Source organism: Telluria mixta (genome assembly GCF_029223865.1).
Classification (GTDB): domain Bacteria; phylum Pseudomonadota; class Gammaproteobacteria; order Burkholderiales; family Burkholderiaceae_D; genus Telluria; species Telluria mixta.
Genome location: NZ_CP119520.1, coordinates 414,628 through 436,928, shown reverse-complemented (window position 1 = coordinate 436,928; position 22,301 = coordinate 414,628). Strand labels below are relative to the sequence as shown.

Sequence of the window (22,301 nt, the reverse complement as noted above, 5' to 3'; positions counted from 1 at the left end):
CAACGGATGGGCGCTACAGTGGCCGGATGGAACGACACCGTTCTTCCAAACTTATGCAAAGCTAACCATAGTTAACTTTTCGGTTGGATTCCTGCTTCACCGGGGCCGGTTTCACCCTGCGCTCACGCGCACGGCCAGCGACTTCCCCTCCACAGGCGGATGCGGTGGAACTCACCGCCAGGTTTCTTAGATTGGTTGCGGCGTTCACGTCGCGGTCGTGGGATGCCCCGCAACCCGGGCAGGTCCAGTGACGCACATCGAGGCCGAGCTCATCCAACCGGTATCCACAGCCTGAGCACAGTTTGCTGCTTGGGAACCAGCGATCGGCCAGCAAGACCTTCCCGCCGCGCCAGGCCGCCTTGTACTCGAGCTGGCGGCGCAGTTCGAAGAAACCCATGTTGGCAATGGCCCGCGCCAGATGCCGGTTGCCCAGCATGCCTTTGACGTTGAGGTCTTCGATGCCAATCGTGTGAAAGCGGCGGGTGATGCTTGTGCTCAGCTGGTGCAGGCTGTTGCGACGAATGTTCGCGATGCGTGCGTGGAGCTTCGCCAGTTTCAGCTTCGCCTTCGCGCGATTGCGCGACCCTTGGACTTTACGGGACAAGCCACGCGACAGTCGTCGCAGGCGTATCAGCAAGGTACGCAGCGCCTTCGGGCCTTCGAACGATTCACCGGTCGACAACGTGGCCAGCGCCTTGACGCCCAGGTCCACCCCGACCGCGCCCTGGTTCTCGGCAGGCGGCACAGGTGGATCGGAGGTATCGACGGTGATGCTGGCGTACCAGTGGTGAGCGATACGTGCGACCGAGGCGGAAACGATGCGACCCGCGAAGCGCAGTGTCTCGCGCATGCGGACCCATCCCAGCTTTGGAATACGGATGCGCCGCCCCTCGACCTGGAACTGATCATTGGTCAAGGTAAAGCGGTCGTCCCGTCCTTTCCTGCGGAACCGCGGGTAACGGGCGCGCCCCGCGAAGAAGTTCTCGAAGGCTCGCCCGAGCTGCATGATGGCCATTTGCGGCGCGTTCTTCGTGACATCGAGCATCCAGGGAAACTGCTCGCGCTTGATGCTGTTGAGCAGGCGTCGCAACGCCGCTTCGGAAGGCTTGGTCAGCGTCGGATCGGTTTTGCAGGCTTCGTACTGTTTCCGCCATTCGTTCAGTGCCCAGTTATAGGTGAAGCGGGCCGTGCCGGCCGCGCGCGCAAAGTAGGTCGCCTGCACGTTGTTCGGGTCCAGCCGGATGCGGTGCGCTACGAGCATTGTGTTTTTACAACGGTGTTGGTCGAGGTGTCGGGAGCTTTGGTAACCGTGCTGAACCGAACAAACTTGCTTGTTTTGCATAAGATCGCAGAAAACTAGCCAAGTTCCGAACGAACTGTTGCAACCCCCTCACCGCCAATGAAGAGGCGCGCCTGGCCGCGCTGCACAACCTCCGCCTGCTCGATACCGCGCCGAACGAAGCCTACGACCGCATCACACGCATGGCCAGCCGCCTGTTGCGGGTGCCGGTCTCGTCGATCTCGCTGTCCGACCGCCACCGCCAGTTCTTCAAATCGCGGGTCGGGTTTGACCTGACGGAAGCGCCGCGCGAACAGACGCCATGCCACTGGGCCTTCCAGTCGGACGGCGTCTACACGGTGTCCGACCTCCTCGCAGACGAACGGTTCGAACATACCGACATCGTGCAGCAGGGCGGCATGCGCGCGTACGCGGGCGCGCCCTTGATCACGCGCACGGGCTACAGCCTGGGCACGCTGTGCGTGATCGACAACCGGCCGCGCACGTTCAGCACCGAGGAAACGGAATTGCTGGCGGACCTGGCCGAGATGGTGATGAGCCAGATCGAACTGGAAAACAGCATCGGCCGCATCCACCCGGTGAGCGGCCATCCGAACGAATACCAGTTGATCGACGACCTGGACGACATCGCCGGACGCCAGCCCGAGGCCGAGCACACGGCCCTGCTGATCGAGCTGCTGCCCGCGCGCCAGCTGCGCCAGGGGATGCGTGTGCTCGGTGCCAATTTCGTCGAGAACCTGATCCACAGCTCGACCGAAACCATCCGCCGCTGCCTCGACGCGGACACGTGCCTGTACCACATCGGCCCGACGCGCTGCGCGGTGCTGCTGAGCGCAACCTGCGCGAGCGTGTGGGAGGCGGCCGCGCGCCGGCTCGACCTGCACCTGCGCGAACCGATAGCCTGCGACGGCATCCCGGTGCGCGCCGTGCCCGCCATCGGCGTCTATACGTTCAAACCGGCCGACGTGACGCCGCGCGACGTGCTGCGCCGCCTGTACAACGCGGCCGAGGACGCCCGCGACGACGGCGTGCTGACGGCCAGCTATGACCCCGACCACGACCGTATCCACGCGCGCCGCTTCCAGCTCTTGGGCAGCCTGTCCGACGCGCTGCGGGCGGACGACCAGCTGGCGCTGATGTTCCAGCCGCGCGTCGACCTGTCCGGCCGGCCGCGCGGCGCCGAAGCGCTGCTGCGCTGGCGCCACCCGCATCATGGTCCCGTCTCGCCCGCCGAATTCGTGCCGCTCGTCGAAGAAACCGCCCATATCCAGGAACTCACGCAATGGGTGCTGGACAATGCGCTGGCCCAGGTCGCGCGCTGGCGCCGGGCCGGACACTCCCTTAAGGTGTCGATCAACGTGTCCGCGCCGAACCTCGAGGAGCCCGACTTCGCGGCCGGCGTTGCACGCCTGCTGGCGCGGCACGACGTGCCGCCCGGCGCGATCGAGCTCGAGTTCACCGAAAGCGTCCTCGCACGGGACGACGGCCGCGTGATCGAGCAGCTGTGCGCGCTGCGCGACATGGGCATCGAGATCGCGATCGACGATTTCGGCACCGGCTACAGCAGCCTGGCCTACCTGCAAAAGCTGCCGGCCAGCGTGCTCAAGATCGACCGCGCCTTCATCAAGGACTTGCCGACGAGCGAGCGCGACCGCAAGCTGGTGCGGGCGATGATCGGCATGGCGCATGATCTCGGCTATCGCGTCGTCGCGGAGGGCATCGAATCGGAAGAGGGCGTCGCGCTGCTCGCCGAATGGGGATGCGATGAGGCGCAGGGGTATTATTTTTCGAAGCCGTTGTCCGTGGGTGACATGGAAGCGTGGCTGGCGGCCAGGAACCACTAACAATACCTTTTTTGAACCATTCGATATACACAAAACATTGGTTCTAATTATTTTATTGAAATAGAGTGAACGGATGAGTGCCGGGTAGCATCGTCGTGCTCGCGGCCCTGCTCGGTTTCATCGGACGATAACAATCATTCCATACGCGGCGGATGTCAATATGCCGCACGTGTCCATGTGCCCAGCGACCATTTGTTTAGCGTTTCGTTCACATGGAGACTGTAATGCCCCGCTACCGAATGCTCCCGGCGATCCTCGTCGCCGCGATATGTTCCGCCTCGTCGTTCGCCCACGCGCAAGCCGCGCCGTGCGCCGTCACCAGGTCAGCGCCGCTGACGCCCCAGCAAAAAGCGGAAGGCTGGACCGTTTTATGGGACGGCACGTCCACCGACGCGTGGCGCAGCGTGAAATCCGATCGGTTCCCGCAACAAGGCTGGCGGGCCTGCGACGGCATGCTCACGGTGGCCGGGAAAGGTGGCGAGGAATCGCGCGGCGGCGGCGACATCATCACCCGCAAGCGCTATGCCGATTTCGAGCTCACGCTGGATGCGCGGCTCACACCCGGCGCGAACAGCGGGGTCAAGATCTTCACCCAGCCGAATCTGGCACCGATCGACAAAGTGACGGGCAAGCCGGCCGCGGTGGGTTCGGCGATCGGCCTCGAATTCCAGTTGCTGGACGATGAGCGTCATCCCGATGCCAAACTGGGACGCGACGGCAACCGGACCATCGGTTCGCTGTACGACCTCATTCCAGCCGCAAAGGACAAGACCCCTGCGCCGGTCGGCCAGTGGAACCACGTGCGTATCCTGTCGCAAGGGAAGACCGTCACGTTCTGGCTGAACGGCAGGAAGACCGTGGAATTCGAGCGCGGCTCGGCCGCCTTTCGCGAAGCTGTCGCCGCCAGCAAGTTCCGCGACATCCCCGGATTCGGCGAATGGGCTGACGGGCACATCCTCCTGCAGGACCACGGCGACGAGGTTGCTTTCCGCAATATCCTGATCCGCGACCTCCACGGGAAATAAGCGACCCGATGTTTCACCGGACCTTCGCGTCGATGAACACGCGGCTGAGCATGGTCTTGCCGTCCACGGCAGGCCAGGCCGGCGAGCGGCTTGCGGACGAGGTGCAGGGTCTGCTGCGCGACCAGGAATCGCTCATGAGCCGCTTCGTTGCCGTTGGCGACCTGGCAGTGGTCAACCGGAACGCCGCCCGAGGCGCCGTCCCGGTGAGCGATGCCCTGTGGGCGGTCCTGGACGCATGCATGCGGCATCACCGCCTGACCGGGGGCGCATTCGACATCGCCCAGGGCGCGGGTCGTCCCGGCCATGGCATGCACCAGCTGGACCTCGATCCTGGTGCGCGTACCGTACGCTTCACCGAGCCGGGGTTGCAACTCGACCTGGGCGGTATCGGCAAGGGCATCGCACTCGACCTGATCAGGCAGTTCCTGCTCGATCGACACGTCGGGCAGGCCTTTCTCAGTTTCGGGGAGAGTTCGGTGGCCGTGATCGGCAGCCATCCCGCCGGCGACTGCTGGCCGGTCGGCGTCGAGCACATGTTCGCGCCCGGGACGTCGTTGCACAGGTTCGACCTGCGCGACGGCGCGATGTCCACGTCGGGCAATCGTCCTGGCGAAACACACATCATCGATCCGACGAATGGCCAGGCGGTGGCCGGTTGCAGGACCGTGTCCGTCACTTGTCCCGGCGCCGCGGATGCCGAGGCATTGTCGACGGCCCTGTTCGTGCTCCCGGCAGCGCGCCGTGCGGATGTGCTGCGTCGCTATCGGGACGCGCAGGCCGTGGCGTTCGACTATGGCCTGGAGGGCGGGGCCTGGCGTGTACAAAAGGAATGGCGATATGAGCAGTAACCCTCTTGACGACATTCGCCTCGAGGCGCAGGAGCGGCGGCGCTTCCTGGCGCGCGTGGCCGGCGTGGTGGCAGGCTCTTCCTTGCTGAGCGGGCTCCCGTGGATGGCGCCGCTGCGCGCCCAGCCGGTGGGCGATGCGCCATCGGACCGGGTGCGCATCGGCGTGATCGGCACGGGGTCGCGCGGCAGCCTGCTGTTGCAGTACCTGCTGCGCACCCCGGGCGTCGAAGTCGCAGCATTGTGCGACGATTATCCGCCGCACCTGAACGACGCCATGGCGGCAGCGTGCGGCAAGCCGAAGGCGTTCAGCGATTACCGCAAGCTGCTTGCGATGCCGGGGATCGACGGCGTGGTGATTGCCACGCCCCTGCATCAGCACGCGCCGATCTGCCTGGCCGCGTTCGCGGCGGACAAGCACGTGTTTTGCGAAAAGAGCCTGGCGCTCACGGTCGACGAATGCAAGGCGATCGCGCGGGCGGCGAGCGCCAGCCCGCGGGTGTTCCAGGTCGGTCACCAGCGCCTGTTCAGCGCCACGTTCCTGCACGCGCACGAGCTGGTGCGCTCGGGACACATCGGACCGATCACGCAGATCCGCGCCAGCTGGCACCGCAACAACGACTGGCGCCGTCCGGTGCCGGACCCGCGCCTGGAGCGCAAGCTGAACTGGCGACTGTACCGCGCCAGTTCCGGCGGCCTGCTGACGGAGCTGGCGTCGCATCACCTGCAGGTCGCCAACTGGTATCTCGATGCCGCGCCGTTGTCCTGCGTCGGCTACGGCAGCGTCAATCATTGGAAGGACGGGCGCGACGTGTACGACAACGTCAACGTGCTGTTCCGCTACCGCGACGGCGTGACCCTGGTCTACGACTCGCTCACCAGCAACCGCCACCACGGGCTGGAAATCCAGATCATGGGGCCCAGGGGAACGATCGAAGGCGAGAGCGGCAGGTTTTACACGGAGGAGCCGCCCCCGGCGCCCGCCGTCGCGGCACTCGTCGCGCAAATCGAGCAGGGCAAGGCGGAGACGGTGCCGATCGGCGCGCCGAGCTGGAAGCCGGAAGCGAAGTCCGGCGAGGTCGGACAACAGCTGCGGCACGACTTGGGCGGCGACGATGGCACCGTACTGTCGATGGCCGCCTTCGCCAACGCGATCCGCCTGGGCCAGCAGATGCCGCACATGATCGAGCACGCCTACCGTTCCGGAATCGCCGCGCTGATGGGGCAGGCGGCCATGGACGAGGGGCGCGAGATCGCCTGGCCCGGCAGCTACAAGTAACGACACCCGACTACTACAAGGAGACACCGATGTCGCAGCCGCTTTTCTCTACCCGTCGCCGCACGATCGTCAAGGGCGCATTGGCCGCGATGGCCACGCCGATGCTGGCGCACGCCAAGGCACCCAATGGCAAAGTCAACCTGGCCTGCGTCGGCATCGGCAATCGCGCCGCCCAGGTCATCAAGGAACTGCACGCGACCGGGCTCGCGAACGTCGTGGCCCTGTGCGACGTCGACATGGGCGCGCCGCATACCGTCGAGATCCTCAAGATGTTCCCCGATGTGCCGCGCTTCCAGGATTTTCGCCGCATGTTCGACAAGATGGGCAAGGAGTTCGACGCGGTCAGTATCGCCACGCCCGATTTCTCGCATTTTCCCATCGCGATGCTGGCCATGTCGCAAGGGAAGCATGTCTATTGCGAGAAACCGATGGGGCAAAGCTTCCGCGAAATCGACATGATGATGGCGGCCGAGCGCAAGTACAAGGTGGCTGCCCAGATGGGCAACCAGGGCCATTCGGAGGCCAATTACTTCCAATTCAAATCGTGGGTCGATGCCGGCGTCATCAAGAACGTGCGCGCCATCACGGCGTTCATGAACAATCCGCGCCGCTGGCACGGCATGACGGTGGCCGGATACCTGCCGCGCCAACCGGTACCGGCAACGCTGGACTGGGACGTCTGGACCGCGACCGGTCCTTACCATGATTTCAATCGCGGGTACGTCAACGGTGACTGGCGTTCCTGGTTCGACTACGGCAACGGTGCCTTGGGCGACTGGGGCGCGCATATTTTCGATACCGCCCACGAATTCCTGCAACTCGGCCTGCCGACCGAAGTCGAAGCCGTGCGGCTGGAAGGCCACAGCCCCTTTATCTTTCCGCAGGCGTCGACGCTGGCATTCCGCTTCCCGCAACGCGGCGCACTGCCACCGCTGGAACTGACCTGGTACGACGGCGTAAATAATCTGCCGCCGCTGCCGAAGAACTTCGGCGCCGCCATCGTCGATCCGAGCGTGCCGCCGCCATCGAAAGGCAGCGCCACCGGTGCCGTGCTTCCGCCCGGGAAGGTCATTTATGGCGACGGCCTGACCTTCAAGGGTGGTTCGCATGGATCTGAACTCCAGATCGTCGGCGAGGCCGCGCGGGATATCGCGCTCCCTGCCGTACCGAAGAGCCCATCCAACCACTTCGCCAATTTCCTGAAGGCCTGCATGGGCGAGGAAACCTGCCGCTCGCGCTTTGCCGTCGCCGGACCGCTATGCCAGACGATGGGGCTCGGCGTGATCGCCCAGCGGGTCAACGCGAAGCTCGTCTTCGATCCTGCGACCAAACAGATCACCAACCACAAGCAGGCAAACGCGCTGCTGGCCGGCATGCCGCCGCGCAGGGAGTGGGAGCAGTACTACAAGCTCGTCTAAAAACCGCAGCGGGTGCCCAGGCAACGTCACCGTGGTTCCGCCGCCACGTCCGTAACGCTGCCGTCTTCTTCTTGATGAGCTCTTTTAGGGTAATATTCGCTAGCCCGCGAGTGTCGTCGAAGCGCCGGGCATCCATCTCAGCCTCGACTTTCCGCGCCCACGCGACGGCCTGCGCGGACCTGCGCCCGCCAGGGTCCCCGACCTCAAGTATCGAAGTCATCTGTAGCAAATTCGTAGCAGCGAGGGAGGAAACAGGGGCATTCTGCGGGAAGTTCCGGGAAGTCGTATCGCTCCCTCCCAGAGGGAAAAGTAGGGATTAAATGAAAGACAGCAAGAGAAAACTGAGCGTTGCACCCATGATGGACTGGACCGACCGCCATTGCCGCGTCTTCCACCGCCAGATCACGAAGCACACCTGGTTGTATACAGAGATGGTGACGACGGGCGCGCTCGTCTACGGCGACGTCGAACGCCACCTGCGCTATGACGACGTCGAGCATCCCATCGCGCTGCAACTGGGCGGCAGCGATCCGGCCGACCTTGCCAAGAGTGCCAAGCTGGGCGAGCAGTGGGGCTATGACGAGGTCAACCTGAATTGCGGCTGCCCGTCCGAGCGCGTGCAGAAGGGGGCGTTCGGCGCCTGCCTGATGCAGGAACCGCAGCTCGTCGCCGATTGCGTGAAGGCGATGCGCGACGCCGTCAGCATCGACGTCACCGTCAAGCACCGCATCGGCATCGATTACAACGAGGAATACGGCTTCGTGCGCGATTTCATCGGCACCATTGCCGACGCCGGTTGCCGTACCTTTATCGTGCACGCGCGTAATGCCGTGCTGAAAGGGCTGTCGCCGAAGGAAAATCGCGAGATCCCGCCGCTGCGCTACGAAGTGGCGTACCAGTTGAAGCGCGAATTCCCGGACCTCGAGATCATCATCAACGGCGGCATCAAGACGGATGACGAGATCGCTACGCACCTGCAATACGTGGACGGCGTCATGATCGGCCGCGAGGCTTATCACAATCCCTATGTGATGGCGGGCTGGGATGCCCGCTTCTACGGCGACGCGACGCCGCCGAAAACGCGCGAGCAAGTGCTTGAAGCGATGATCCCGTACATCCGCGCCGAGCTCGAGCGCTATGGTCCGCTGGGCCTGCGCCTGAACAGCATCACCCGCCACATGCTGGGCCTGATGGCCGGCCTGCCGGGTGCGCGCGGCTACCGCCAGATGCTGTCCGACTCCCGCCGCCTCGCCGAAGGCAATCCCGAACTCCTCCTCGAAGCTGCCGGCAAACTGCGTCTGGCCGCGTAAGCGTCGCGTAAGGTTGACTCTTTGTTACTTTACTACCCCGGCCGCATGAAAATGGCCGGGATGTTCAAAATCCGCTACAAAAAATGTTGCATTTATTTAATCATTTGCAACGTTATCCTTGCCCGAAGGCAAGAATAGACCCATAATCTGGGCTCTTCTCCTTGCACGACATCTAATCCTGTTGTTGTGGTGAAACATAATTACAGCGGGGCATGTTTTCTGTCTGCAAATCGTCGTTTTGATTTATCCTGACGGAAATACGCAAGTCCACCGGGAAGATGGACTTTCCGTAACAAAAGACAAAGACCCCGGAGCGGGTCCGATCACTTGAAACAGGGAAGATAAGGAATGAACTTAGCAAACATGAAGGTCGGCGTGCGTCTGGGCTTGGGCTTTGCCCTCGTGCTCGTGCTGCTGGTCATGGTCACCGTCGTCGGCATCCTGCGCATGGCGCAGATTCAGAACCGGCTCGACCACGTCGTGAATGTCAATAATGTCGTCACCCGCCTGGTCGTCGACATGCGTAACAACGTGAGCGAACGCGTCACCTCGCTGCGTACCCTGACCCTGATGACGGACCCGGCCGACATGGAGCCGGAGCTGAACCGTTTCAAGGAACAGACCGCCAAGTACGATGCTCTGCAGCAGAAGCTGGTCGCCAAGTTCGCGGAAGAAGCGTCGGCTGAAGAAAAATCCCTGCTGAATCAAGTGAAAGAAGCCGAAGGCGCCGCCATGCCGGCGATCGCCAAGGCATCGGAACTCTACCTGGCCAATAACGCGATGGACGCCACCCGCGTGATGGTCAAGGAAATCCGTCCTGCCCAGAAGAAATGGCTGGAAGCGCTTGACCAGCTGGGCAAGCTGGAAGACAAGCTGAACGCGCAGACCCAGGTCGACGCGGAAGCCGCCTTCGCCAGCGCCCGTAACTTCATGCTCGTGCTGCTGGCCCTGGCCGTCACACTCGGCATCCTTGCCGCCACCGTCATCACCCGCGGCCTGCTGAAGCAGCTGGGCGGCGAGCCGGGCTACACCGCCAAGATCGCCGGCAGCATCGCCGAAGGCGACCTGTCGATCGCTATCGACACCAAGTCGTCGGATCGCGGCAGCCTGCTGATCGAAATGAAACAGATGCGCAACAGCCTGGTCGACATCGTCAGCCAGGTTCGTCGCGGCACGCACACCATCACCACCGCTTCGCGTGAAATCGCAGCCGGTAATACCGACCTGTCGTCGCGTACCGAACTGCAAGCCAGCTCGCTGGAAAAGACCGCGTCGGCGATGGAAGAACTGACGTCGACCGTGAAACAGAACGCGGACAATGCCCGCGAAGCGAACCACCTGGCCGCCACCGCATCGGACGTGGCACGCAAGGGTGGTGACGTGGTGTCGCAGGTCGTCGGCACGATGGGCGAGATCAATAGCTCGGCAAGCAAGATCGCCGACATCATCGGCGTCATCGACGGCATCGCCTTCCAGACGAACATCCTGGCACTGAACGCCGCCGTCGAGGCAGCCCGTGCCGGTGAACAGGGCCGCGGCTTCGCCGTCGTCGCCTCGGAAGTGCGTAACCTGGCCCAGCGTTCCGCAGCGGCCGCGAAAGAAATCAAGCAACTGATCGGCGACTCCGTCGAGAAGATCGGCCGCGGCAGCAAGCTCGTCGGCGAGGCCGGCGAGACGATGGACGAGGTCGTTGCCAGCGTCAAGCGCGTGACCGACATCATGAGCGACATCGCCAGCGCCAGCGCCGAACAGAGTGCAGGCATCGAACAGGTCAACCTGTCGATCATCGAGATGGACGGCATGACGCAGCAGAACGCCGCGCTGGTCGAAGAGGCCGCCGCCGCCTTCCAGAGCCTGCAGGACCAGGCCGCGGAACTGCAGCGCGTCGTCAGCATCTTCAAGCTGGCCGAAGGCGAAGAGCAGGCCGTCGTGGACGCACCGGCGCCAAGCGCCGCGACCGCCAGCCGTGCCGTCGTCGTCCGCCCGGCCGCCAAGCCGCAGCTGAAGAAGCCGGCCGCCGCGAAGGCCAAGGCGCCGGCCCAGCAGGAACGTGCGGCGGATGCTCCGGCATCGACCGCGAAGAAAGTCGCAGCGGCAGCCGCCAGCGACGATTGGGAAGAATTCTGAGCCAGGACGGCTCGTCCAGCGCCGGTCAACGCGCCGGCATCAAAAAAAACTTTGTTTTTCGGGGGTAATAAAAATGTCCAATAAGAAATTTGCTGTGAGCCTCGTCGCTCTGCTGGTCTCGGGTATCGCTGGTTCGGCTTTTGCAGGCGAAACGCCGGCATCGTTCGATCCGTCCAAGTGCAAGGTCGAATATCCGAAAGCGTCGCTGATGAACGAAGAGCAGGGCATCACGTCGATGTCCTTCCTCGTCGCCGCGGACGGTTCGGTGGCCGATTCGAAGCTGGAAAAATCGAGCGGCTTCAAGGGCCTGGACAAGGCCGCACTGAAGGGCCTGTCGGCATGCAAGTTCAAGCCGGGCACCAAGGACGGCGCACCGGCGCAGACCTGGACCAAGGTCGACTACGCCTGGAAGCTGGACTGATCCATCGGCGGGTGCCGGCCGGCCTGGCTCGGCGCCCCAGGTGAGGCTCTGCGTCCCCGGCATCTTGGCCGGGTGCGCGCGAGACCTGGGCCTGGCGGCATCCAACGATTCGAAAAGGGCGTCCCCGCGGGGGCGCCCTTTTTGCATCCGGCCCCGTGAAATCTGAAAATCTGTTACCGGCCTGTTGCGGCATGTATCGGTTGTAAGCGCCGGCTTCAATCCGGCAAATGCGGGCGGCTTCTCGCTATAGTGGTCTCACAGCGCAACTTCACCGCGCAACCAAAGGAGAACCACCATGAAACGCATTCTTGCTGCCACCGCCCTTGCCATCGTGAGCACCGCCGCCGTCCTGCCGGCGCAGGCGTCCGCCCGGGATGTCGTCGTCGTGCGCACCGCGCCGCCGCCGCCGCGCCACGAAGTCGTGCCGGCCGCGCGCCACGGTTACGAATGGGCGCCGGGCTACTGGAACTGGAACGGCCACCGCTACACCTGGGTGCGCGGCCATTGGGAGCGGGTGCGTCCGGGCTATGTCTGGCACCGTCCGGAATGGCGCCAGGGCGACCGCGGCTGGCAAATGGAGCGCGGCGGCTGGCGCCACGGCGACCGCGCTGTCGATCGTGACGGCGACGGCGTGCCGAACCGCTTCGACAACCGTCCCAACAACCCGCACCGCTCGTGACGAGTAACTAGCCCAGCGGCGCGCCGTCCTCGAACATCTCGCTCGCCATCCGCGCGAGATCGTTCATGCCGCCGCCGGACGCGAGATGGGCGCGCAGCCAGCGCGCCTGTCCGCCGTCTTTCATGAGGTGTTCGATCACCTCGCACGCCTTGCCGAAGCCGGGGTCGCTCGAGCGTTTTTTTAATCGTTCGAGGTCGGCGCGGATCGCATCCCCGATAGGCATAGCCGCACCCGATTCAGGATCGATCCACGTCGCGTCGACGCCGTCGCGTGCCGCGTTGAAGCGGTTCCAGATATACAGTTCGCGGCTGCTGCTTGTCGGCCAGCGGCCCGGCTGGTCCGCCCATTCCAGGCACAGCTCGCGCGCGTAGCACGCGAGCGCCGCCGCATACACAGGTTTTAACGGCGTATCCAGCACGCGCAATTCGATCGTTCCGTATTCCGGCTTCGGGCGCACGTCCCAGTAAAAATCCTTGATGCTGTTGACGATGCCGTGGCCGGCGAGCTGGTCGAAGTGGGCGCGGAAGTCGTCCCACGTGCGGATCTCGTACGGCAGGATGCCGCTCATCGGGAACGCGCCCACCACGTTGCTGCGCGAGCTGCAGAAGCCCGAGACTTCGCCCTGCCAGCACGGCGAATTGGCCGACAGCGCGATGAACAAGGGCGCGCGCTGCGTGAGCCAGGAACACAGGCGCATCGCCTCGTCCGGCGTGCCCGCGCCGATGTGGACGTGCATGCCAAATACCGTAAACAGTTTGGCTAGATAGCCGAACTTGCGCTCCGACGCGAAGTAGCGCTCCTTCGGGTAGATGCGCTGCTCGTTCCACTTCTGGAAGGGATGCGCGCCGCCGCCCGAGATCGACGCGCCGACATCGAACGCGGCCCGCTGCACCGTCGTGCGGATGTGTTCCAGCTGCTCGGCCGCTTCGTCGAACGAGGTCAGGATCGCAGTCGCCACTTCCAGCATCGACGTCGTGATTTCCGGCGTGTGCACCCAGGGCTTGTCGTGCTTGTCGAGCAGGCGCAGGATGTCGGGTGCGGCGGGGAACAGGTCGAACGTGAGGCGGTCGAGCACCATCAGTTCCAGCTCGATGCCCATCGTGCCGATCGTGGACGCCTTGAAGTCGGGCAGGTAGGCCGGGCCCTGACCGCTTGTTGCGAGTGCCTGCGCGTCCGTTTTCAGTTTTCCCAGCGCTTCGTCGTTCATCAATTCGCTCATTGGGCACCTCCTCGATAAGTTTCGCCCGCAAGGTGCAAACCAAGCCAGGTCAGGCCGGGCGCCAGCAGGACGTTCAGGGCCAGCAGCGCGCCCATCACGGCGGTGGACGTCGCATCGAGCCCGGTGTAGGCATTCAGGGTGTTGTCGACGACGAGCCCGCCGTAGCTGACCAGGGAGCACATCGACAGGGCCATCGCATGCTGCTTGCGCATGTCCCAGGCGGTGCCCGGCCACAGGGCGAGGCGCGTGGCCGCGATGCGGACCGCGAACACCGTCAGCGCGGCCACGATGGTCCAGCCGTCCAGCAGCGCCTGCAGGTCGACGAGCGCCGCCGACATCAGGAACAGCAGCACGTAGCCGATGTCCTGTGCCGTCTTCAACTGCGCCTGGAACACGTTGTCGCGCTTCTCCGCATTGCGCAGCAGGACGCCCATCAGCAGCAGCGAGAGCAGGGCGCTCGCGGACATCACGGAGCACAGCCCGAGGTCGATCAGCAGCGCGGCCAGCAGCATGCCGGGGCGCAGCGTCGCCGGCACCTTGCACAGCCGGGTCGCAAGCGCATAGACGCCGTACGACAGCACGGCGATCAGGGCGCCGATCACGAGCTTGCCGCCCTGGCGCATCAGCTCCGTCCAGAAACCGCTGTCGGCGTCCTGGCCGTGGCTGCGCGTCCATGCGAGCGTGATGCCGAGCGCCAGCAGCGCGACGAAGTTGGAGAGGCCGACCATGTTCGACGTCGCGAACGTGCTCGTGCCGCTCGCGTTTTCGTCCGCCACCATCGAGCTGTGGATGACGGGATTGACGGCGATGAGGATCGAGCCGATGAAGATCGCGGCGCCCCACGGCAGGCCGAAGAGGCCCAGCGTGACGGCGGCCGCGGCGCCGCGCGCCAGGGTCGCGAGCAGCAGACTGGCGCCCTGGCGGCCGCTGCGCAGCAGCCACGCGAGGTCCATCTTGCGGCCGACCTCGAACAGCACGAGCGCGGCGGCGCCGTTGAGGAGTTCCTGGAACTGCGTCAGCAGCGCGCGGTCGATGAAGCCGGCACCGTTCGCGCCGAGCAGCAGGCCCGCGATCACGGCGCCATACAGTTTCGGGATGCGGAAACGCTGCAGGGTCAGTCCGATCACGAGCGCGACCATCAGGCCGGCACCCAGAACGGCCAGCGGCGACAGCAGCCAGAGGGGCGAGTACAGTTCGTCATTCATGGCGCACCTCCCACGCGTGGGCAAGCGCGGTCAGTTCGCGCCCGATCACGTCGGCCCGCTGCTTCGCCAGTTCCTTTTGGCGCTCCGCCGATGCCGGCGCGAGGTCGCTGACGATGCGCGCGCGGACGATGCCCGCGTCGTCGCGCAGCGGAATCCACAACTGTCCCTTGACGCTGGCGCCTTCGCGCCACACGGCGACGAACTTCGCACCGGTACGGTCGCCGGGACGGCCCGGCTCCAGCAAGGTAAAGGGCTGCAGCCACTCGGCATCCGGGAAGCGGCGGGCGAGCAGCACCTGCATGCCGCTGCGCTGCTCCAGCCTCGCATCGTCGCGCGAATAGGGCAGGTGGATGCGCGTCTGGCTGATGCCCGAGGTCTCCAGGCGCAGGCAGGTCTTGTCGGACACCCAGCGCCATGTATCGCCATCGAGCACGCGCGGCTTGCCCTGCGACGCATCGCGCCACGCGACGAACAGCTTCGAGGCCGCCGGCAGCGGATTTCCTGCATCGATCGCATGCGCGGCCTTCGTCACGTTGTCCCAGTGGCCGGCCTGCCAGGTGCGCGTATCCGGTTTCTCCGACGGCTGCCAGCGCCACAGCGCTGCCGACCACTGGCCGTCGTCACCGCGCCAGATCGCGGCGAGTTGCCGGGTTTCGGACGTATTCATGGTCACGGTGCGGCCGGACCAGGCGCTGTTCCACGGCGGCGCGTCCGCGTGGATGGCTTGCGTGAGGCGGTGCCATGCGATGGCAGCCGGCTGCAGGCAGGTGGCTGCCGGCGTCGGGATGCTGCGCCAGTACACCATCTCCACGCGCTGGCTCCAGGCGCAGCGGCGCATCGTCGGTTCGCCCAGGCCTGACAGGGCGGGGGCGGCGGGGGCGGCGCAGTCGCGCGGCTGGGCGCCGCTCAGCTGGGTGAAGTCGGCGATGGCCGGCGTCGTTGGGGTCTTGACCGGCTTGCGGCTGGCCGCGTGCGCCGGTGGAATCAGGATGGCGCACAGTGCGCCTGCCGTTGCGAGCAGGCGGCGCAATGGTCGTGTTGGGGTCATGAAGATCGGCCCTCATTGAAAGACCTCGGTGCGGGCCGGGGGAAGCTTGGATCCGTCCGGCGCGCGGAGGTAAGTGGTCGCAGCGCGGGACGGTTGGCCGGCGTCTGGACTCGTTGAAAGACTGGATGCTTCGGATGCATCCGCGCTGCGGCGGGGCCGCGCGGCGGCGAGGTCAACGTGATGCCTGCCGCTCGTTTTTTAGGTGTGTACCGGGATCAAGTATAGGGCAAATAATTCATTTGCTCAAATATGATTGACGTAAGTACATTTCTGACGTGCATTTTAATCCAAGCGGAAATAGGGTGGCGTACGGTTGGTCGGTGTAGCCGCATTCGGTATAGTTGGGCCGACAATGACCGAAAAGGCATCGCAACATGAGTGAGCGCGGCATTTTATTCAGTGCGCCGATGGTGCGCGCGCTGCTGGCCGGTACGAAGACCCAGACACGGCGCGCGGTGAAAGAGCGGGAGGGCAGCGTCCACGCCGACTCGCCTCGTCCCTACGGTCGGCCTGGCGATCGGCTGTGGGTGCGCGAGACCTTTTTCGCGTATGGCCGCTGGGAAAAGCGCTACAACGAGAAGAAGCAACGCGACGAGTGGCGCTTCGTCGATATGACCCTGGAGCGCAGCCATTCCTATTTGTACGCGGCCGACAACCCGGACGTGCCGGTGGAAAAGGGGCGCTCCGCGACACCGGGCTGGCACACTCGTCCGGCACTGTTCATGCCGCGTGCGGCGAGCCGTATCCTGCTGAAAGTCGTATCGGTGCGGGTCGAGCGTCTGCAGGCCATCAGTGATCACGATGCAATCGCTGAGGGCATCGAGCGTGACGCCGGCAATACTACCGAATCGTTCAGCTGCCCGGTCGACAGCTACCGCTCGCTGTGGGAGCAGATCAACGGTATTGGCAGCTGGAACGCCAACCCGTTGATATGGGTTGTCGAGTTCAGGAGGATGGAAGCGTGATCGAACGTCAAAACGACAAAGGGTTGCAGCGACTACGCTTGCAACCCTTTGCTTTTACTGCTGAATTCTTGGGGTGGCTGATGGGACTCGAACCCACGACAACAGGAATCACAATCCTGGACTCTACCAACTGAGCTACAGCCACCACTGTCTTACTTGCTGTCTCGTTGTTGCCGAGACAGAACGAGATTATATAGGCACATTCGCATTCTGGCAAATCGAGTTTTGCCCAGCAGTGCGAGCGGCCCTCACTCGCCGCCGAACGTCGCCTCGTGCACGGGCGGATCGATGCCGATCAGGCTGTTGAACGCGGCCGACAGCGCCGTGGCGCTGGCGCTGGTCCAGGCCTCCAGCGTACCCGGCGCATCGTCAGAAGGGGAACGCAGCAACCGCCCCGCATCCAGCAACCGCACCAACTGGCGTGTAACGGCATCGCCGGTATCCACGAGCGTGACGTCACGTGCGCCGGTGGACGCGATCACGTCCTCGATCGCGGCGCGCACGAGCGGGTAGTGCGTGCAGCCCAGGACGAGGGTGTCGGCGCCCTGGTCGAGCAGCGGCGTCACGTAGCGCTGCAGCAGGTCGCGCGTGCCTTCCGTGTCGCCCAGTTCGATGCGGTCGACGAGGCCGCGGCACGGCTGCAGCAGGAATTGCGCATTCGTCGCTTCCGTGATCTGGTCGCGCAGTTGCAGGAACTTGGCGCCGGCCAGCGTGCGTTCCGTGGCCAGCACGCCGACCTTGCCGCTGCGCGTGGCCGCCGCTGCCGGTTTCAGGCCCGGTTCCACGCCGACGATGGGCAGGTCGGGGAAGGTGTCGCGCATCAGCTTGACGGCGGAGATAGTCGCCGTGTTGCAGGCGACGACGATGGCTTTCACGCCGCGTTCGACGAGGAAGCGGGCCACGGCCAGCGAGCGCTCGGCAACCACTTGTTCGGACTTGTCGCCGTACGGGGCGAATCCGGTGTCGGCCACGTAGATCAGGTGTTCGTGCGGGAGTGCTGCACGGATGTGGCGCAGGATCGACAGGCCGCCGAGGCCGGAGTCGAAGACGCCGACGGGGGCGTCTTCGGGGTGTGCTTGGGTGTTCATGGGGAGATGGTAACCCGGCAGGAGACGTTGCGGTACTGCGGGAGAAATTAGGTCCCCGCCTCCGCGGGGACGACGTGCGAATGATGCGATATCGTTCGAACGTCGCCCCTGCGCAGGCAGGGGCCCAATGTCGTGCGCTTAAGCCGTCGCGACCGGAATGCCCTTCAGCGACTCGATCTTCGCAGCCCATTCCTTCGGACCGGTCTGGTGCACGGAGGTACCCGTCGCATCGACGGCCACGGTCACCGGCATGTCCTTGACCTCGAACTCGTAGATCGCTTCCATGCCCAGGTCTTCGAAGCCGACGACCTTCGCCGACTTGATCGCCTTCGACACGAGGTACGCCGAGCCGCCGACGGCCATCAGGTAGGCCGACTTGTGGTTCTTGATCGACTCGATGGCGGCCGGACCGCGTTCCGCTTTACCGATCATCGCGATCAGGCCCGTCTTCTCGAGCATCATGTCGGTGAACTTGTCCATGCGGGTCGCCGTCGTCGGGCCGGCCGGGCCCACGACTTCGTCACGCACCGGATCGACCGGGCCGACGTAGTAGATCACGCGGTTCGTGAAGTCGACCGGCAGCGGTTCGCCTTTCGCCAGCATGTCCTGGATGCGCTTGTGCGCGGCGTCGCGGCCCGTCAGCATCTTGCCGTTCAGGAGCAGGGTCTGGCCCGGCTGCCACGATGCGACTTCTTCCTTCGTCAGCGTGTCGAGGTTGACGCTCTTGCTCTTCTGCGTGTCCGGGGTCCAGTTCACGTCCGGCCAGGTCGACAGCGCCGGCGGTTCGATGTACGACGGGCCCGAGCCGTCCAGCACGAAGTGTGCGTGGCGGGTGGCGGCGCAGTTCGGGATCATCGCGACCGGCTTCGATGCGGCGTGGGTCGGGTACATGTTGATCTTCACGTCCAGCACGGTCGTCAGGCCGCCAAGGCCTTGCGCGCCGATGCCCAGGGCGTTGATCTTGTCGCACAGTTCGATACGCAGCTCTTCCAGCTTGTTCTGCGGGCCGCGCTGCTTCAGCTCATACATGTCGATGTCTTCCATCAGCGACTCCTTGGCCATCAGCATGGCCTTCTCGGCGGAGCCGCCGATGCCGATACCCAGCATGCCCGGCGGGCACCAGCCGGCGCCCATCAGCGGGACGGTCTTGAGGACCCAGTCGACCAGCGAGTCGGACGGATTCAGCATGACGAACTTGGTCTTGTTCTCCGAGCCGCCGCCTTTGGCCGCGACCATCACGTCGACCGTGTCGCCCGGCACCAGCTCCATGTGCACGACGGCCGGGGTGTTGTCCTTGGTGTTCTTGCGCTCGAAGTGCGGGTCGGCGACGATCGAGGCGCGCAGCTTGTTGTCGGCGAAGTTGTACGCGCGGCGCACGCCTTCGTTGACGGCGTCCGTGATCGAGCCGCTGCCGAAACCTTCGAAGCGCACGTTCATGCCGATCTTCAGGAACACGTTGACGATGCCGGTATCCTGGCAGATCGGGCGCTTGCCTTCCGCGCACATGCGCGAGTTGGTCAGGATCTGCGCGATGGCGTCCTTGGCGGCCGGGCTCTGCTCGGCCTCGTAGGCGCGCGCGAGGTGCTGGATGTAGTCGGCGGGGTGGTAGTAGCTGATGTACTGGAGTGCGGCGGCGACCGATTCGATCAGGTCGTCCTGTTTAATGACAGTCATGTGAGTCTCGCTGTGGGGGTCTTGGATTACGGAGGAATCAGTGGTGCTTGTTGTCACTCTGGGTGTTCATCATGATCCGGTCGGTGTAGGCGATCGCCATTGCCGACAGCAGGAACACGACGTGAATGCAGGTCTGCGCGATGATCGTCTGCGCATCGTAGGACTTGGCGTTGATGAACGTCTTGAGCAGGTGGATCGACGAGATACCGATGATCGCCATCGCCAGCTTGGTCTTCAGCACGGACGCGTTCACGTGCGACAGCCATTCCGGCTGGTCCGGATGGTCTTCCAGGTACATGCGCGACACGAAGGTTTCGTAGCCGCCCACGATCACCATGATCAGCAGGTTCGAGATCATGACGACGTCGATGAGGCCCAGCACGACCAGCATGATCGTCGTTTCGTTCAATTTGTCCGGCAGCGGCGCGCCCGGCACGGCGACGGCCTGGAAGATGTGCTGCAGCGCGGCTTCGTTGCCCATTGCGGCCAGCACGAGGTCCTTGAGTTCGACCCAGAAATGGAACACGTAAACGCACTGCGCGAGGATCAGGCCGAGATACAAAGGCAGTTGCAGCCAGCGGCTGGCGAACATGAAACTGGCGAGTGCGCTGCGTTTGCGTGCGCTGGAGGAGGGTTGCGAATCGAACATCTATGCGGGCTTTCCAATGCGGCGGCGGTCAGGACAGCTCAACATTCTACACCCGCCGGGCGTTGCCGGCACGGCGTCGTGGTACGCGGAAGGTTGATAGAATGGCCAGCGGGGATGTCGCAGGTAGCCCGCGTTGGGCCGTGTAAGGGCTCAGTAAGCGTGGGTGCTTAAGGTATTAGGCAAAATTACTACACTATCAATAGGAGACTAGTATGGCCGAGAACGAGACCCAACAGCAGGGACTGCAGGAAAACCGCGTCTTCCAGCCGCCCGCACAATTCACCGCCAATGCCGCGATTTCCGGCATGGATGCGTACAACAAGCTGTGCGACGAAGCCGCCAGCGACTACGAGGGTTTCTGGGCCCGCCTGGCGCGCGAAAACGTCGCCTGGCACAAACCCTTCACGCAAACCCTCGACGAATCGAATGCGCCGTTCTACAAATGGTTCGCGGATGGCCAGCTGAATGCGTCGTACAACTGCCTCGACCGCAACATCGAGAACGGCAACGGCGACAAGACGGCGATCATCTTCGAAGCGGACGACGGCGCTGTCACCCGCGCCACGTACCGCGAACTGCACGAGCGTGTGTGCAAATTCGCCAACGGCCTCAAATCCCGCGGGATCAAGAAGGGCGACCGCGTCATCATCTACATGTCGATGTCGATCGAAGGCGTGGCCGCGATGCAGGCGTGCGCGCGCATCGGCGCGACGCACTCCGTCGTGTTCGGCGGCTTCTCCGCGAAGTCGCTGCAGGAGCGCATCATCGACGCGGGCGCCGTCGCCGTCATCACGGCCGACGAGCAGCTGCGCGGCGGTAAATCGCTGCCGCTGAAAGCCATCGTCGACGAGGCGCTGGCGATGGGCGGCTGCGAGACGATCCGCGACGTCATCGTCTACAAGCGCACCGGCGGCAACATCAACTTCCAGGAAGGCCGCGACCTGTGGCTGCACGACCTCGTCGACGGCCAGAGCGCGCAATGCGAGCCGGAGTGGGTCGACGCGGAACATCCCCTGTTCATCCTCTACACCTCGGGCTCGACGGGCACGCCGAAGGGCGTCCAGCACTCGACCGGCGGCTACCTGCTGTGGGCCGCGCTGACGATGAAGTGGACCTTCGACATCAAGCCGGACGATGTCTACTGGTGCACGGCCGATATCGGCTGGGTGACGGGCCACACGTACATCTGCTACGGCCCGACCGCGGTCGGCGCCACGCAGATCGTGTTCGAAGGCGTGCCGACCTTCCCGAACGCCGGCCGCTTCTGGGAGACGATCGCCAAGCACAAGGTCAGCATCTTCTACACGGCGCCGACGGCGATCCGTTCGCTGATCAAGGCGTCGAACACGGACGAGAAGGTGCATCCGAAGAACTACGACCTGTCCAGCCTGCGCCTGCTGGGCACTGTCGGCGAGCCGATCAACCCGGAAGCATGGATGTGGTACTACACGCAGATCGGCGGCCAGCGCTGCCCGATCGTGGACACCTTCTGGCAGACGGAAACGGGCGGCCACATGATCACCCCGCTGCCGGGCGCGACGCCGATGGTGCCGGGTTCCTGCACGTTGCCGCTGCCGGGCATCATGGCCGCCATCGTCGACGAAGCCGGCCACGACGTGCCGAACGGGCAGGGCGGCATCCTGGTCGTGAAGCGTCCGTGGCCGTCGATGATCCGCACGATCTGGAACAACCCGGACCGTTTCCGCAGCGCCTACTACCCGGATGAACTGGGCGGCAAGTACTACCTGGCCGGCGACGGCGCGATCCGCAACAAGGACACGGGCTACTTCACCATCACGGGCCGCATCGACGACGTGCTGAACGTCTCGGGCCACCGCATGGGCACGATGGAGATCGAGTCCGCGCTCGTGGCGCACCCGATCGTGGCGGAAGCGGCGGTCGTCGGCAAGCCGGACGAGACGACGGGCGAGGCGATCTGCGCGTTCGTCGTGCTGAAACAGGCGCGTCCGACCGGCGAGGAAGCGAAGAAGCTGGCCGCCGAGCTGCGCAACTGGGTCGGCAAGGAGATCGGTCCGATCGCCAAGCCGAAGGAGATCCGTTTCGGCGACAATCTGCCGAAGACGCGCTCCGGCAAGATCATGCGCCGCCTGCTGCGCGTGCTGGCCAAGGGCGAGACCATCACCCAGGATATCTCGACGCTGGAAAACCCGGCCATCCTTGAGCAACTGAAAGAATCTGCCTGAC

The 22,301-nt window shown here is 64.4% G+C and carries 18 protein-coding genes and 1 tRNA gene; 11 read left to right on the top strand and 8 right to left on the bottom strand.

Going from position 1 to position 22,301, the window contains the following annotated elements; translation table 11 throughout:
* Positions 1-61: 61 nt before the first annotated feature.
* A complete protein-coding gene (locus P0M04_RS01930) occupies positions 62-1,261 on the bottom strand; it encodes an RNA-guided endonuclease InsQ/TnpB family protein (RefSeq protein WP_259449009.1) in 1,200 nt (399 codons plus the stop codon).
* A 221-nt stretch (positions 1,262-1,482) separates the two neighbouring features.
* On the opposite strand from P0M04_RS01930, the gene P0M04_RS01925 reads away from it, so the two are divergent.
* The 9 genes from P0M04_RS01925 (at position 1,483) to P0M04_RS01885 (ending at position 12,248) form a co-directional block, all read left to right on the top strand.
* Positions 1,483-3,144, top strand: a complete 1,662-nt coding sequence (locus tag P0M04_RS01925) for a sensor domain-containing phosphodiesterase (RefSeq protein ID WP_281042356.1) — start codon at positions 1,483-1,485, stop codon at positions 3,142-3,144.
* A 224-nt stretch (positions 3,145-3,368) separates the two neighbouring features.
* Complete coding sequence (locus P0M04_RS01920; protein ID WP_259449010.1) at positions 3,369-4,169, top strand: 3-keto-disaccharide hydrolase; 801 nt, start codon at positions 3,369-3,371, stop codon at positions 4,167-4,169.
* A gap of 8 nt (positions 4,170-4,177) precedes the next feature.
* Positions 4,178-5,017: an FAD:protein FMN transferase gene (locus P0M04_RS01915; protein ID WP_259449011.1), complete on the top strand. Its 840-nt coding sequence runs from the start codon at positions 4,178-4,180 to the stop codon at positions 5,015-5,017.
* Positions 5,007-6,293, top strand: coding sequence for a Gfo/Idh/MocA family protein (locus P0M04_RS01910; RefSeq protein ID WP_259449012.1), 1,287 nt, complete (start codon positions 5,007-5,009; stop codon positions 6,291-6,293). Before P0M04_RS01915 ends, P0M04_RS01910 begins: the two co-directional genes overlap by 11 nt.
* Before the next feature lie 29 nt (positions 6,294-6,322).
* Complete coding sequence (locus P0M04_RS01905; RefSeq protein ID WP_259449013.1) at positions 6,323-7,711, top strand: Gfo/Idh/MocA family oxidoreductase; 1,389 nt, start codon at positions 6,323-6,325, stop codon at positions 7,709-7,711.
* A 320-nt stretch (positions 7,712-8,031) separates the two neighbouring features.
* Positions 8,032-9,021 carry a tRNA dihydrouridine(20/20a) synthase DusA gene (dusA, locus tag P0M04_RS01900; protein ID WP_259449014.1) on the top strand — a complete coding sequence of 330 codons (990 nt, stop codon included), beginning with the start codon at positions 8,032-8,034 and terminating at the stop codon, positions 9,019-9,021.
* A 348-nt stretch (positions 9,022-9,369) separates the two neighbouring features.
* Complete coding sequence (locus P0M04_RS01895) at positions 9,370-11,148, top strand: methyl-accepting chemotaxis protein (RefSeq protein WP_259449015.1); 1,779 nt, start codon at positions 9,370-9,372, stop codon at positions 11,146-11,148.
* Between the two features lie 73 nt (positions 11,149-11,221).
* A complete protein-coding gene (locus P0M04_RS01890; RefSeq protein ID WP_258851162.1) occupies positions 11,222-11,569 on the top strand; it encodes an energy transducer TonB in 348 nt (115 codons plus the stop codon).
* A gap of 295 nt (positions 11,570-11,864) precedes the next feature.
* Positions 11,865-12,248 carry a YXWGXW repeat-containing protein gene (locus P0M04_RS01885; protein ID WP_259449016.1) on the top strand — a complete coding sequence of 128 codons (384 nt, stop codon included), beginning with the start codon at positions 11,865-11,867 and terminating at the stop codon, positions 12,246-12,248.
* A gap of 7 nt (positions 12,249-12,255) precedes the next feature.
* Here P0M04_RS01885 and P0M04_RS01880 read toward each other — a convergent pair whose 3' ends face one another.
* Genes P0M04_RS01880 through P0M04_RS01870 form a run of 3 tightly spaced genes read right to left on the bottom strand, consistent with a single transcriptional unit; the run spans position 12,256 to position 15,720 of the window.
* The gene (locus tag P0M04_RS01880; protein WP_259449017.1) at positions 12,256-13,467 is read right to left on the bottom strand and encodes a YbdK family carboxylate-amine ligase; all 1,212 of its coding nucleotides are present in this window, start codon (positions 13,465-13,467) and stop codon (positions 12,256-12,258) included.
* A complete protein-coding gene (locus P0M04_RS01875; RefSeq protein WP_259449018.1) occupies positions 13,464-14,672 on the bottom strand; it encodes a cation:proton antiporter domain-containing protein in 1,209 nt (402 codons plus the stop codon). Before P0M04_RS01875 ends, P0M04_RS01880 begins: the two co-directional genes overlap by 4 nt.
* On the bottom strand, positions 14,665-15,720 hold the full coding sequence (locus P0M04_RS01870; protein ID WP_259449019.1) for a hypothetical protein: 1,056 nt from the start codon (positions 15,718-15,720) through the stop codon (positions 14,665-14,667). The genes P0M04_RS01875 and P0M04_RS01870 overlap by 8 nt, the downstream gene beginning before the upstream one ends.
* 374 nt (positions 15,721-16,094) lie before the next feature.
* Between P0M04_RS01870 and P0M04_RS01865 the strand changes: the two genes are divergently transcribed.
* Entirely contained in the window at positions 16,095-16,685 is a 591-nt protein-coding gene (locus P0M04_RS01865; RefSeq protein ID WP_259449020.1) for a hypothetical protein, read from the top strand.
* Between the two features lie 69 nt (positions 16,686-16,754).
* Here P0M04_RS01865 and P0M04_RS01860 read toward each other — a convergent pair.
* The 4 genes from P0M04_RS01860 to P0M04_RS01845 form a co-directional block, all read right to left on the bottom strand.
* Positions 16,755-16,830 (bottom strand) — tRNA-His (locus P0M04_RS01860).
* Between the two features lie 103 nt (positions 16,831-16,933).
* Positions 16,934-17,773, bottom strand: a complete 840-nt coding sequence (gene murI / locus P0M04_RS01855) for a glutamate racemase (protein WP_259449021.1) — start codon at positions 17,771-17,773, stop codon at positions 16,934-16,936.
* A 138-nt stretch (positions 17,774-17,911) separates the two neighbouring features.
* Positions 17,912-19,447: a fumarate hydratase gene (locus tag P0M04_RS01850; RefSeq protein ID WP_259449022.1), complete on the bottom strand. Its 1,536-nt coding sequence runs from the start codon at positions 19,445-19,447 to the stop codon at positions 17,912-17,914.
* A 37-nt stretch (positions 19,448-19,484) separates the two neighbouring features.
* Complete coding sequence (locus P0M04_RS01845) at positions 19,485-20,096, bottom strand: TIGR00645 family protein (protein ID WP_056131044.1); 612 nt, start codon at positions 20,094-20,096, stop codon at positions 19,485-19,487.
* 212 nt (positions 20,097-20,308) lie between these two features.
* Here P0M04_RS01845 and acs point away from each other — a divergent pair, with 212 nt between their 5' ends.
* Positions 20,309-22,300: an acetate--CoA ligase gene (acs, locus tag P0M04_RS01840; RefSeq protein ID WP_259449023.1), complete on the top strand. Its 1,992-nt coding sequence runs from the start codon at positions 20,309-20,311 to the stop codon at positions 22,298-22,300.
* Position 22,301: the final 1 nt, after the last annotated feature.